Here is a 13,010-nt window from a genome sequence, read left to right as displayed (position 1 = left end):
TAGGACATGGAATATCAGTTGTTTACAAACCCATTTTTTCCAATATGAAAAGAAGAATGCTTCTTTCCACGATATGTACAAGGCGATCGTGGAGTATCTTTTTGCCGCTTTGTTTATGCGATTTGACCGTTTCAATGCTGATGTGTAAATCCGTGGCGATTTCCGGGTTCGTTTTTCCTTCCAGTATCAACTTGAATACCTTCCGGCATTGGTCGGGCAAAAGTTCGATTTCCTGCACGAGCAGCGAGTAACAAACTTCCTCTTCCAACACTCGGTTGAAGTAGGTTTCTTCTTCCGAGGGTTCATCCCGATGGGTGTCGGAATATTCCTGTTTCACTTTCTCGTGGCGCAGGTGTTTCAAGCATTTGTTTTTGACGGCAGTATAGAGGTAGGCTTTTAGCTCGTCGGGCGTCCCGAATGTTTTGGCTGATTCGATCAAAGCGAGGAATATTTCTTGAACGATATCCTTGTCTGCTTCCATGTCGGGGACATAATTTCTCGCAAACAAGACTAGCGGGGTGTAGTGCTGCTCGAATAATTCCCGAATTGTGTCACGTTCACTTGGGGAAAATGTGTTTGATATTCCTCCGTTTGATTGTTTGTTATCCATATTTTGCCGTTCCTGTTTGTTGATAGATATTCCCTATCTAGGGCAAAAATAGTAGAAAAACTGTAAAATTCAAAATTGTAGTTCATAAAGTCCTTTTAAAGGAACACCTATCGGGTTCCCGTGTCCCCATGCCGAGCAGATAAAAGCGGCTATCGTGTGGAAGGTGGGGGAGAACATTCAAGTGCTGGATTACACGCATTGAGAATGAAATCCGCGGCACTCAAGCGTTGACTTTCCACGTTCCTATATTCCGTTCGCTAGCAATAAATTCCACGCCTACTTTCACGAGTTCACGTCCGTCAGCAGAGTAAGGAATAAGATACCCCCGGTCGTCTATTTGCGCGAGGGCTTCCTCTACCGTGCCATCGAGTTTGAACTCGAACACGTAAATATATTTTGGCGTTTTCACCACGGCGTCCGCCCGTCCTTTGGCACTCCGTACTTCTGCATCGGTGAATTGTCCCATTAACTTGAACACGAGGTAGAACACTACTTGGTAATGTCGTTCCGTCCGCTCGTTCAACTCGTAAGGGAAGTCCGCGAAGAATGCACGTAAGCGGGTCATGAAGGCATCGATTTGCCCTTTTTCCAATTCCTGCACGAACTTGCCTATGTGAAACCCTTTTTCTTCGTCCGGTATAGACGTGTAATACGGCACGAGGAAGTTTATGAAACCATATCTCACCTCTTCGTTGGGGAACGCGAGTCTGTATTCATGAAAACGTTCGTCGTAATCCTTTATCGTCAGGTATCCGCTTTGGTAAATCAATGGAATCGGATTATTCATGGTCACCCGGTATTCCGTGAATGCCGATTCCGGTACATTTACCCCGTCAATTAATTCCCGGATGTCGAAATCACTTTTTTTCAGTAACTCCACGAGGAATGTCGGAGTGCCCGTGTGGAACCAATAATTGCCGTATTCTTGCTTGCTGAAACAACTCAACACGCTGAACGGGTTGAATATTCCGGCCCCTTGCGGGTGGAAGTGATATATTTAGATAGAATGATTTCTCCCCACTTGCCAACGCTTCGTTAATCGCTAAATCGGCAATCATTGAATCACTAAATCCAAGAACTCCCTCCCCCCTTCGGGGTATTGAGTCTGGAAACCGGTCTCGAACTGGCTCTTGTTCGACAGACAACGAGCAAGCTCTCTGTCTGTCGAACAAGAGCCAGGTTCCCTCTATAAACAGAGGGAGAGCTAGTTACTCTCTTCACTTTAGGAAATTTTTCATTTATAGCTATTTGGATTAATAATCTCTTTTAACGTGAAAAAAGATGTGTATATAGTCCTTAATAGTCCGTATTCTAACCCTATTACTAGGGTAATAATCTCTTCTCTCCAGAGCCTCTTCGTTTCTCAAATAGAGCAGAAATATTCCCGTGTATTTGTGCTCTGAAGAAGGTCTGGCAGGGCTACGAAAGAGGGGTATTATATCCTTGGGAATACGATTGATTTTCAGTGTGATTTCATCGAGAAGCTAAGGTAATCCTAGGGTAATACTACCTCAACTTGCTTACAAAACACTTTTAACTCGGTTACAAAATTGTTTGCCGACGGGGACGTAAGAGGCTTGTAAGTAGGTTGTAACTATGTAGAGGTAGTATTACTTTAGGATTACCTTGGGATGATTTTAGGATACTTGTATCAAGAGTTCCAGATTTTCCATGAGTATTCGGCTTGGAGATGTAGCATTTCCAGACCGTTGTGGACTTTGGCTCCTTGTTGTATGCCTTTTTGCATGAAAGTGGTGACGGCGGGGTTGTAAACCAGATCGAAAAGATAGTGATCGGGCGTGAGGTGTTCGTAGGGGATAAGGGGGCAATTTTCCACGTGCGGCCATGTTCCGAGCGGGGTGGTGTTGACAATCAGAGGGGTTTTGTCCAGTTGACGGATGATTTCCGGGTAACCGATTTCTATTCCCGTGGGGGTGCGGCTGACGGAAGTGACGGCAACACCCAATGAGGTCAAGGCATATTTGACGGCTTTTGCCGCTCCTCCGGTGCCCAAGATGAATGCCCGTTCCGGCACATGGGGAATGAAGTGAAGTAATGAATCCCGGAATCCTGCCATGTCCGTGTTGTGCCCGGTGAGGGAGAATCCGGCAGGCGTATGCTCGACTTTTACCGAGTTGACGGCACCGATAGCCCGTGCCTCGTCGCTGATATTGTCAAGGAAAGGGATGATTTTCTCTTTGTAGGGAATGGTTATAGCGAATCCTTTCAAGTCAGGAGTTTCCTCGATAATTCGGAACATTCGGGAGATGTCTTCCAATTCGAAATTCCGAAATTCGGCATTTATTTTTTCTGCTTTGAATTTTTCCGTGAAATAGGTTTTGGAAAACGAATGTCCCAATGGAAAACCGAGGAGGCCGAAAAGATTCATGAGTTTGTAAAGTTTATAAGGTTTATAAAGTTTATAAAGTCATATTGCAGTTCGAGGTTTGAATATAGTGTTTCTACTTTACGAACTTTATGAACCTTATAAACTTTATGAACTATTTTTTTAGTGTTACGGCCAATCTTTCAATCCCCCAGATGAGGAGAAAACCGATAAGGCACATCAAGAGTACATGCCACGTGAGCGGATCGTTTCCCGCTTGTTCGAAAGTTCCCGGGAGAACGTTTCTCTCGATCTCGAAAGATGTGCCGTTGATTAATTCCGTGTCGGTAAGTTTCCAAGGCCATATTTTGTTTAAGGAACCTACCATGAAGCCGGTCAATAGGGCGACAGTCATGCCGTGGTAGTTTTTCAATAACCACGAGAGCAAGTGCGAGAAGGATATAATTCCGGCAACAGCTCCGACCAAAAACACGAGTAATATTCCGATATTGAAGTCGCTCACGGCGGTGATGATGTACTCATATTTACCTAATAATAATAGTATGAACGCTCCCGATATTCCCGGAAGGATCATGGCACAGATGGCGATAGCCCCGGATAAGAGGACGAACCACCATGTTTCCGGTGTGCTGGTGGGGGTTAGTACGGTGATCGTGTACCCGACAACGGCTCCCACGACCAACGAGGTGATGGTAAACAAATCCCATTTTTTTACTTCCTTGGAAACGAGTAGTGCCGAGGCTATAATGAGCCCGAAGAAAAAAGACCAGATGTAGAGAGGATGGAATTCTAGTAGATATTTCATCAATTTTGCCAACGAGAATATGGATATTGCGATTCCCGCGACCACGGAAACCAGAAAATTACCGTTGATATGCTTCCAAAATTCTTTGAATTTGAATGTTCCCAAAAGACGCAATGCCTGTAAGTCGATGGAACGGATGGAATTGATTAATTCTTCGTAGATACCGGTGATAAATGCTATTGTTCCCCCTGATACGCCGGGAATAACGTCGGCAGCACCCATGGCACATCCTCTCAGCACTAGTAGTAGATAGTTTTTTTTCTTCTCCATGAACGAATTTATGATTTATGGTTTATGATTTTAGATTTACGATTTATGATTTCATTTAAAAAGAATCATAAATCGTAAATCATAATTTTTTTATTCGATTTTGAACACGTTGCGATGTTCGAAACGTAACAAGTCAAAGACGGTTTTTACCGGGGTGAAGGTGGATAACGGTACTTCGACAAACACGGTATTCCAGTTTGCCATCGCTCCATTCCACAACCCGGGAAGTTCTTGTACTTGTATGTCTTTTCCCTCGAAAGATTTACTGGTAATGAATCCTTGTGTGTTATCAATAAAGTCTTTCAGGTCGTACTTTTTACCTTTATAGTTATACGTGCTGCACACGATATCTACCGGGTTAAAGTGGGTCGATTGGGTGAATATTTTTTTCTGGTTCTTGTCTTTTTGGTTCACCTGTGCACTTTCCACGATCATCAAACGTTTACCGTGTTCGGCATCTTCCACCCAGAAGGGGCCGCCACCGGGTTCTCCTTCATTCTTAACCATCCCGCATACCCGTAATGGGCGGTCGAGCAGGTTTTTCAAGTATTTTGCCCTTTCTTTCAAATTAGGGTGAACGAGGTCTTCCTTGGGTTTGTACCCGAGATTGTCATAGATAAATTGTTCGATTTCGTTCAGATTCTCTTCGGTGATACTGCTTTTCTTGTTCAAAATCTTCATGTAATCGAAGATTCTGGCTTGTGTTTTTAACAGAACCCCGGCGAGTATCTTTTTGTATTTCACGGTGTCTGCCTTGTTGCGATCGGGAGTAACGTTGTCGATGTTTTTGATAAAGATGAGGTTCTCTTTCAGATCGTTCAAGTTGTGAATCAAAGCACCGTGTCCCCCCGGGCGGAATACGATGTTACCATCGTTGTCCCGTAGCAGGTCTCCTTTCGAATCCAGACTGACCGTATCGGTCGAGGGCGATTGGATGGAGAACGTGATGTCGTACTTGAGATTGAATTCTTTCTGGTAATCTTTGAGCACGTGTTTCAAGAGGGCTTTGAATTTGCCCATGTGTTCTTCGGATACCGTGAAATGGATATGTGCCATTTTGCCGTCATTGGCATAAAGGGCGGCTTCAACCAAGTGTTCTTCCACGGCGGTACGGATGTGATCTTTATATATATGGAAATCGATCAGTCCCTTGGGCGTGGAATTATAGTTTAATCCCTTATCTGTCAAGATATATTCCAATATCGTGATGAGTTCGTTTTTCCAGAGAAGTTTGTCCAGATCGAAACGGTCTTTGTAGAGAGCTTCTTTCAAGTGGGTGTAAAAGGGAAACTCTTTTAGTTTTTCGAAGAAGGAGAATATGCTTCCCGGTTCTTTGTGCAACCGGAAATTCAGGTAGTCTTCGTCACTTCCCGTGTAGGTGTTTAAAAATGAATTTAATGTTTTGAACATACGAGAAGCGGAACCGGATGCCGGAACCATCTTCATGATTTTCAATGTGTTTCTTTTCTCCTCGAAGATGCGAATGAATTCATCAGCCTGTTCGTCATTCAGACTATGGATCCCGTTACCTATTGTCGCCGCATCTCGGATTTGCACAAAATTGAAACCGTTCTTGAAGTTTTCAAGTTGGCTATCAATTTGTTCGGGCTTAATCCCCCTGCGCTTAAATTGCTTGAGATCACTTTTCGTGTACATAATTTCGGGTTTGTAGGTTATGTAATAATCCGGCAAGTTACGAATTTTTTTTACAAAAAGCAATTTATTACTTTTTGTGTTACAGGTTACAAGTTGAGCCTTCGGCTCTGCAGGTTGCAGGTTTGTTGTTATTGTTTTTTGAACTTGTAACTTGTGAACCTGTAACTTGTAACATGGCGAAGACGGCAATTAGTTGTCGTCTTCGTCATATAGTTCTTCTTGATTTTCTAGCTCGGTTTCAAAGAAATCTTCTGCTTCTTCAAGTAGAGACTCGATATCGTCCGTGCAAAGAGGTTCTTCGTCAATCCAGTAAATTTTTTGGTTGCTGTAGAAACCGTCTATGTCACATTGGATAATGCATTGAGGCTTTTCCGTGTGCACCACGTACACGAGATCGGGTGCTTCTTGGGAATTGTCCGCAATTAGAAATTTTGGTAACATGGTGTTATACTGTTTTAAAGTTTACGCGGCAAATATAGGAATAATTGAAAATCGAATATTGAAAATCGAAAATTATTTTAATGGAGGAGTTGAATAGAGAAAAAGATGTATCTTTAGGGCGAGAAATGGATTAAACGATTTCTTGATTGAGTGATTTGGAGATTTAAAGAATATGATAGCAGAAGGATTATTATCGAATGTGGTTCCGGTATTGAAAAAGAACGATACATGCGCCCAAGCACTGGGGTGGATGGATTTGTTCCGGGTATCCCATTTGCCGGTGGTTGAAGGAAGTTCTTACGTGGGTTTGTTATCAGATGAAATCATGTATGCGCACGGGTGTTTGAATGATCCGATCAATAGTTTGGAGATACCGAGAGAATCGACATTCGTGTACGATGATATGCATATTTATCACGTGATCGAGGTCGCGTCTTCCTTGGGATTGTCAATAGTTCCTGTTTTAAGCCGGAAAGAGGTTTATCAAGGTGCTATTTTGTTGTCGGATATTTTGCATAGCGTGGAAAAAATGTTGTGCGTGGATGACGCGGGTGGGATTATCGTGTTGGAGGTGAATAAAATTGATTATTCGTTGGCCGAGGTGGCGCAGATCGTGGAATATAATGAAGCCAAGGTGTTGAGTTGTTTCGTGACATGCACCCCGGACTCGAACAAGGTTGATATTACTGTCAAGGTGAATACGCCTAGGATTGAACCGATTCTGGATACCTTTGTCCGTTATCGTTACGTGATAAAAAGTACTTTTGTGCTGGGTGAAGATGTCAATGATGAATTGCGTGACCGCTATGGGCAGTTGATTAAGTTTATGGAAATGTAGAAAATTTAAAGTTTAGAATTGAAAGAGAGTTGGTTCGTGGAGGTGGAATCTAAAATTTAAGATCTAAAATAAATTAGATGTGTCTGAAAATTAATAGAGTGGCTATATACGGACGAGTGATCCATGAGGATTTTTTTCCTTATTTCAAGCAAATGTTACGTGATCTGGATGAGCGTGGCGTGAAGTTGTCTTGCTATCGGCCGTTTTTTGATTTCTTGAGTGAGAGGTGGGATGTTCATTCTTATTTTCAATCTTTCTATGATACGGATTTGGAGCCGGATACCGATATTTTATTTAGTGTCGGGGGGGACGGTACTTTTTTGGATTCAGCAGTCCGGGTGAAAGATTCCGGGGTACCCGTGCTTGGTATAAATAGCGGTAGGCTGGGATTCCTTGCCAATATCGCCCAAGAGGAGATTCCTCAGGCTATACAGTGGTTGTGTGCCGGGAAATGCGAGGTAGAGCAGAGAGCTTTGGTGAAATTGGAAATGGAAGACAATCCGTTCTCTAATTTTAATTATTCTCTGAACGAGATTAGCGTGCAGAAAACGGAACGCTCTTCTTTATTAAAGGTACACGCTTATATCGGGGGGGAATATCTCACGACGTATTGGGCGGACGGCTTGATAGTGGCAACTCCTACCGGTTCGACGGCTTACTCTTTGAGTTGTGGCGGTCCGATTATTTCCCCGAGTTCGGATAATCTGATTATTACCCCGGTAAGCCCGCATAACCTGAATATGCGTCCTTTGATTTTGCCCGGTGACGTGAAGATTCGTCTGAAAGTGGAAAGTCGTTCGGGAGATTTTATGGTGAGTGCCGATTCCCGAACTCGGACAGTGCCGGATCATTACGAATTATTTATCTCTTCCGGTGATTTCAAAATAAACGTGGTAAAGATGCCCGGGCATAGTTATTACGAGACGTTGAGAAATAAATTGAACTGGGGGGAAGACAAGAGGAATAAGAAGATTTAGTGATTCAATGATTGGCGATTACGTGATAAAAGAAAAACAAGTAATATAAAGATAAGGAAAACGTTATTAAATAATGAGTTGAAGAACGAGAATGTATTATTATTATGAGTAGAGAGAATATACCAGAGCACGTGGCAATTATTATGGATGGAAATGGCAGATGGGCAAAACAGCGGGGATTGGAAAGATGGGAAGGACACAAGGAAGGCGTGGAGGCCGTGAGGAGAGTTCTTGAGGCTGCCGGGAATGCCGGAGTGAAGTATTTGACTTTATACGCTTTTTCGATAGAGAATTGGAATCGGCCGAAAGAGGAGGTGGATATTTTGATGGGTTTGATGGTGGATGCTATAGTCGCTGAAACGGATAATTTGATGAAAGAGGGTATACAAGTTCGGGCTATCGGGAATTTGACGGATTTGCCGGACAAGGTGCGGCAAAAGTTGAACGGGTTGATAGAGCAGACTGCTTCCAATCATCATCTAACGGTGGTGCTTGCCCTAAGTTATGGCGCAAGGTGGGAAATATTGAATGCCGCGAAACAGTTGGCAAAAGATTGTCAGACGGGTAAAGTGAAAGATGTAGAGGCGATTACGGGGGATGTTTTTTCCGATTATTTGACAACGGCGGGGATTCCTGATCCGGATTTATTGATTCGTACGAGCGGTGAATGTAGGCTCAGTAATTTTCTTTTATGGCAATTAGCGTATACTGAACTATATTTTCTTGATAAATTTTGGCCTGATTTTGAAAAAGAAGACTTATATTTGGCCATTCGTAATTTTCAAAAAAGAGAGAGACGATTCGGTATGACCGGAGAGCAACTAAAAAAGTGACTCAAATGACAGGAAAAATAACGCTTGTATTAATATTTATATTGTGTATTTGTGGAGCAAAAGCTCAAGTTGCAGATACTGTGCAGCAACAAGTTGATATCTATTATTCTTCCCCGAAGACCTATGAATTGGCAGGTGTAAAGGTTGTCGGCGGAGATTATGACGGGTTGGCATCTATAGCCGGGTTGACGATAGGAATGCCTATTCAAATTCCGGGTGAAACGATAACGAGAGCGATCAAGAGGCTTTACGATCAAGGTTTGTTTTCGAATATATCCATTGCTGTCGACCGGATTGAAGATGACAAGGTATATTTGACCATGTACATTCAGGAACGGCATAAGCTTTCGAAGATCAATTACATCGGTTTGAAGAAATCCGAGGAAAACAAGATTAAGGAAAAAATGAACTTGGGGGTTGGGTCGCAGGTCACGGATTTCATGAAGACGACCTTGAAAAGCCAAGTCGAGAAATACTTGAAAGAGAAAGGATATTATAACACGAATATCAAGATTATTCAACGGGATGATCCAAAAGAGAAGAATTACGTGGTTCTGGATGTCATCGTGGAAAAACACAATAAAATAAAGATTGCCGACATTATCATTAACGGAAACGAACAAATGAAAGACGGTCGTCTGAAAGCTGCCATGAAGAAGACGAAAGAAAAATCATTGGTTAATTTCTTTAAATCGTCAAATTATATCGAGAAGAATTATGACGAAGATAAGTATCATCTTGTCGATAAATATAACGAGAAAGGTTTCCGCGACGCGGTGATTGTTTCCGATAGTGTTGTCCAGATATCCCCGAAACGGGTGAAGATCTATATTGATGTGCAGGAAGGAAATAAATACTATTTCAATAATATCTCTTGGGTAGGTAATACAATATATGATTCAGAGACGTTGAGCCGTATATTGAATATCAAAAAAGGAGATGTATATAATAGTAAGTACTTGAACGAACGTATTACCACGGACGAGGATGCCGTATCCAATATATACCAGAATAACGGGTATCTGTTCTCTCGTCTGATGCCGATCGAAACTATCGCGGGTGAAGATTCTATAAATCTGGAAATTCGTGTTGCCGAGGGTACTCAGGCCACGATTAACAAGGTAATTATTCAAGGTAATAACCGTACGCACGAGCACGTGATTCGTCGGGAATTGTACGTGTACCCGGGTGAGTTGTTCAGCCGTGAAGATATTATACGAAGCGCACGTGAATTGGCGAATATGGGACATTTCGATCCGGAACAAATAGCACCGGACTTGGTGAATGTTAATCAGGAAGCGGGAACAACGGATGTCATATTCAAGTTAGTCGAGAAAGCGAATGATAAGATCGAGCTTTCGGGAGGTTGGGGAGCCGGTATGATCATCGGTTCGGTAGGATTGACCTTCACGAACTTCTCTATCCGTAATATTTTTAATTGGGATACTTATCGTCCTCTTCCGCAGGGTGACGGTCAGACGTTCAGTTTGAAGGCCCAGACGAACGGTAAATATTATACTTCATTCAGTTTATCATTCCGTGAACCTTGGCTGGGAGGAAAGAAACCGAACTCGTTGAGTGTTTCTTTGTATTTCTCTCGTCAGACAGGTTATTCCAGCAGTTACCGGAATTCTTATTACGCTCAGGCGGCGAACGCGTCCGACTATTACGACACCCGTCAGTTGATGCTTACTTATGGATTCAGCGTGGGATTGGGACGTCGTATCAAGTGGCCGGATGACTGGTTCACGATGTATAACGAGATTTCATTCCAGAGATATCAGTTGAAGAATTGGCCTTATTATATATTTAGTAACGGAAATTCGAACAACCTTTCTATTGCCACGGTGATCAAACGGAGTTCTATTGATAACCCCTTGTTCACGAAAAGAGGTAGTGAGTTTACCTTCTCGTTGGCATTGACTCCGCCTTATTCTTTGTTCTCTAGCCGTCATTTCGAGGCAGAGAAAGATCAGATTAAATACAGGTGGATCGAGTACCACAAATGGAAATTCAGTGGAAAGATTTTCACTCCTCTGACTCATAGCGAGAAACGTCCTTTGGTACTTTATGCTTCTGCCCAGTACGGTTATTTGGGACACTATGATAAAAACCGGAAGTCTCCGTTCGAGGGATTCGAGATGGGAGGTGACGGAATGTCCGGTTATAGTTTGTACGGACGTGAATATGTCGGTTTGCGTGGTTACGAGAACGGATCATTGACGAACGCGGGTTCCAGCTTTATGGCTCCGCAAGGGTCTGACGCCAGCTTGTATTCCAAGTTCACGCTTGAATTACGTTACCCGATCTCTTTGGCTCAGTCGGCAACGATCTATGCTTTAGGGTTCTTGGAAGCAGGTAACTCGTGGTACGAACTGAAGGATTTCGAACCGTTTAACTTGTATCGTTCCGCGGGAGTCGGTTTGCGCGTATTCCTGCCGATGTTCGGTTTGCTCGGTATCGACTGGGGATATGGATTTGATGATGTACCCGGACGCTCCGGTGTCGGTGGTTCACAATTCCACTTTGTGTTGGGACAAGAATTCTAATATTTTAGATTTACGATTTCAGATTTTAGATTAATTTTTCACTTGAATCATAAATTGTAAATCATAAATTGTAAATTATAGCATACATTATGTATGCAGGCTAGGAATGGGAAATTAATTTTATTATTTTTGTGAGACATTTTAAAGACAAACATTATGAAGAATACAATTAAATTATTTGCCTTGGTGGCATTTATATTTGTAGCATTTGCTACTTCTGCTCAAACGGCAAAACCGATCAAATTAGGTCATCTTGACGTGCAAAAAGTGATGGCGATAATGCCTGAAACTAAGAAAGCTGAAGCTGAATTACAAGCAAAACAGGCAGAGATTGAAAAAGAATTAAGATCAATGACCGAGAATTACCAGAAGGAGATTCAAGAATATCAGGCGAATGAAAAAACATATTCAGAATTGACTCGTGCTAATAAAGAGCAGTCAATCAGAAGTCTGGGAGAGAGAATCCAGAGTTTCCGGGAGTTAGCCGATCAACAAATGCAAGAAACTTACAATAAGTTGATGGGTGAGATCATGGATAAAATACAGAAAGCTACACAAGAAGTAGGTAAAGAGAATGGGTTTACTTATATTTTTACCCAGAATGCTTTATTGTATGCAGCTGATAATAGCGAAGATGTATTGCCCTTGGTAAAGAAAAAGTTGGGACTTCAATAATCGTATATATTAAAGTAAATAAAGTCGCCTGAAAGGCGGCTTTTTTTTTGCATTAATTGCGAATAAAAGGTATATTAGCAGCTATTAATTTAAATAAATTTAGATACATGCATAGTCCGATAGGGGTGTTTGATTCTGGTTACGGGGGATTGACAATATTGAAAGATATTGTGAAAGAGATGCCGGAGTATGATTATATCTACTTGGGCGACAACGCTCGTACCCCTTACGGTACACGTTCTTTTGACGTGGTGTACAAGTATACGCGGGAAGCGGTGTTGAAATTGTTCGATATGGGATGCCGATTGGTTATCCTTGCCTGTAACACGGCTTCGGCAAAGGCGTTAAGGACAATACAACAAGTCGATTTACCACGGATAGATGCCGGACGGAGAGTGTTGGGTGTCATCCGACCTAGCGTGGAGGCGGTCGCTGATTTTACGCGTAACGGGCATATCGGTGTACTCGCTACCTCGGGTACGGTGGCTTCCGAGTCTTATTTGCTTGAAATAGCGAAAATCCATTCTGGAAAAGGATTTGAAGTGACGCAACAAGCCTGTCCGATGTGGGTGCCTCTCGTTGAAAATAACGAGATTGATTCCCCGGGGGCAGCTTTTTTTGTGCAGAAATATATAGATCTTTTAATGCAGGCGGATCCCATGATTGATACGGTTGTACTGGCATGTACACATTATCCTCTTTTGCGCGGGGTAATTGACCGTTTTATTCCCCGGGGAGTAAAAGTTATTCAGCAGGGAGAGATCGTGGCCCGGAGTTTGAAAGACTATTTATATCGTCATCCTGAAATGGAAGGAATGCTTTCACGAGGGGGACAAGTGGAGTTCCTTACCACTGAAAAAGGAGGGATGTTTGATAAAATGGCAGCTTTATTTATGCAGGCGGATGTGGTGTCGCGGCATATAGAAATATAAGATTTACGATTTATGATTTACGATTTATGATTCGAGGGACAGGGAGTGGGTAGGAATCTAAAATCTGAAATCAATAA

11 protein-coding genes and 1 pseudogene are annotated in these 13,010 nt (G+C 42.5%); 6 read left to right on the top strand and 6 right to left on the bottom strand.

The genetic code is table 11. From position 1 onward, the window contains the following. Window positions 1-22 precede the first annotated feature (22 nt). The 6 genes and pseudogenes from CS948_RS19975 to CS948_RS19945 form a co-directional block, all read right to left on the bottom strand. Complete coding sequence (locus CS948_RS19975) at window positions 23-547, bottom strand: RNA polymerase sigma-70 factor (RefSeq protein WP_255302110.1); 525 nt, start codon at window positions 545-547, stop codon at window positions 23-25. Between the two features lie 283 nt (window positions 548-830). Continuing rightward, window positions 831-1,580, bottom strand: a pseudogene (locus CS948_RS19965) (PD-(D/E)XK nuclease domain-containing protein); the annotation flags it as partial. Between the two features lie 681 nt (window positions 1,581-2,261). After that, on the bottom strand, window positions 2,262-2,999 hold the full coding sequence (locus CS948_RS19960) for a shikimate dehydrogenase (RefSeq protein WP_099293962.1): 738 nt from the start codon (window positions 2,997-2,999) through the stop codon (window positions 2,262-2,264). 112 nt (window positions 3,000-3,111) lie between these two features. Then, a complete protein-coding gene (locus CS948_RS19955) occupies window positions 3,112-4,032 on the bottom strand; it encodes a DUF368 domain-containing protein (RefSeq protein ID WP_099293960.1) in 921 nt (306 codons plus the stop codon). Between the two features lie 90 nt (window positions 4,033-4,122). Further along, a complete protein-coding gene (locus CS948_RS19950) occupies window positions 4,123-5,688 on the bottom strand; it encodes a DUF4301 family protein (protein ID WP_099294733.1) in 1,566 nt (521 codons plus the stop codon). A 189-nt stretch (window positions 5,689-5,877) separates the two neighbouring features. Continuing rightward, window positions 5,878-6,129, bottom strand: coding sequence for a hypothetical protein (locus CS948_RS19945; protein ID WP_099293959.1), 252 nt, complete (start codon window positions 6,127-6,129; stop codon window positions 5,878-5,880). 172 nt (window positions 6,130-6,301) lie between these two features. Between CS948_RS19945 and CS948_RS19940 the strand changes: the two genes are divergently transcribed. The 6 genes from CS948_RS19940 (at window position 6,302) to murI (ending at window position 12,933) form a co-directional block, all read left to right on the top strand. Then, entirely contained in the window at window positions 6,302-6,967 is a 666-nt protein-coding gene (locus CS948_RS19940; RefSeq protein WP_099293957.1) for a CBS domain-containing protein, read from the top strand. A 77-nt stretch (window positions 6,968-7,044) separates the two neighbouring features. After that, window positions 7,045-7,944, top strand: a complete 900-nt coding sequence (locus CS948_RS19935; protein WP_099293956.1) for an NAD kinase — start codon at window positions 7,045-7,047, stop codon at window positions 7,942-7,944. Between the two features lie 104 nt (window positions 7,945-8,048). Beyond that, on the top strand, window positions 8,049-8,777 hold the full coding sequence (locus tag CS948_RS19930) for an isoprenyl transferase (protein WP_099293954.1): 729 nt from the start codon (window positions 8,049-8,051) through the stop codon (window positions 8,775-8,777). A 5-nt stretch (window positions 8,778-8,782) separates the two neighbouring features. Next, window positions 8,783-11,326, top strand: coding sequence for an outer membrane protein assembly factor (locus tag CS948_RS19925; RefSeq protein WP_099293953.1), 2,544 nt, complete (start codon window positions 8,783-8,785; stop codon window positions 11,324-11,326). 156 nt (window positions 11,327-11,482) lie between these two features. After that, window positions 11,483-12,001: an OmpH family outer membrane protein gene (locus CS948_RS19920; protein WP_099293951.1), complete on the top strand. Its 519-nt coding sequence runs from the start codon at window positions 11,483-11,485 to the stop codon at window positions 11,999-12,001. Window positions 12,002-12,108: 107 nt separating this feature from the next. Further along, on the top strand, window positions 12,109-12,933 hold the full coding sequence (murI, locus tag CS948_RS19915) for a glutamate racemase (RefSeq protein ID WP_099293950.1): 825 nt from the start codon (window positions 12,109-12,111) through the stop codon (window positions 12,931-12,933). Window positions 12,934-13,010: the final 77 nt, after the last annotated feature.

The sequence above is a fragment of the Butyricimonas sp. Marseille-P3923 genome (assembly GCF_900184685.1).
GTDB classification, from domain to species: domain Bacteria; phylum Bacteroidota; class Bacteroidia; order Bacteroidales; family Marinifilaceae; genus Butyricimonas; species Butyricimonas muris.
The sequence above is the reverse complement of the archived record's forward strand: the minus strand, read 5'-3'. Positions and strand labels throughout refer to the sequence as shown.

Excerpts from the sequence above, each read along its gene's own strand:
- CS948_RS19960 (WP_099293962.1), bottom strand. The coding sequence starts at position 2,999 with ATGAATCTTTTCGGCCTCCTCGGTTTTCCATTGGGACATTCGTTTTCC.
- CS948_RS19955 (WP_099293960.1), bottom strand. The coding sequence starts at position 4,032 with ATGGAGAAGAAAAAAAACTATCTACTACTAGTGCTGAGAGGATGTGCC.
- CS948_RS19950 (WP_099294733.1), bottom strand. The coding sequence starts at position 5,688 with ATGTACACGAAAAGTGATCTCAAGCAATTTAAGCGCAGGGGGATTAAG.
- CS948_RS19945 (WP_099293959.1), bottom strand. The coding sequence starts at position 6,129 with ATGTTACCAAAATTTCTAATTGCGGACAATTCCCAAGAAGCACCCGAT.
- CS948_RS19940 (WP_099293957.1), top strand. The coding sequence starts at position 6,302 with ATGATAGCAGAAGGATTATTATCGAATGTGGTTCCGGTATTGAAAAAG.
- CS948_RS19935 (WP_099293956.1), top strand. The coding sequence starts at position 7,045 with ATGTGTCTGAAAATTAATAGAGTGGCTATATACGGACGAGTGATCCAT.
- CS948_RS19930 (WP_099293954.1), top strand. The coding sequence starts at position 8,049 with ATGAGTAGAGAGAATATACCAGAGCACGTGGCAATTATTATGGATGGA.
- CS948_RS19925 (WP_099293953.1), top strand. The coding sequence starts at position 8,783 with ATGACAGGAAAAATAACGCTTGTATTAATATTTATATTGTGTATTTGT.
- CS948_RS19920 (WP_099293951.1), top strand. The coding sequence starts at position 11,483 with ATGAAGAATACAATTAAATTATTTGCCTTGGTGGCATTTATATTTGTA.
- murI (WP_099293950.1), top strand. The coding sequence starts at position 12,109 with ATGCATAGTCCGATAGGGGTGTTTGATTCTGGTTACGGGGGATTGACA.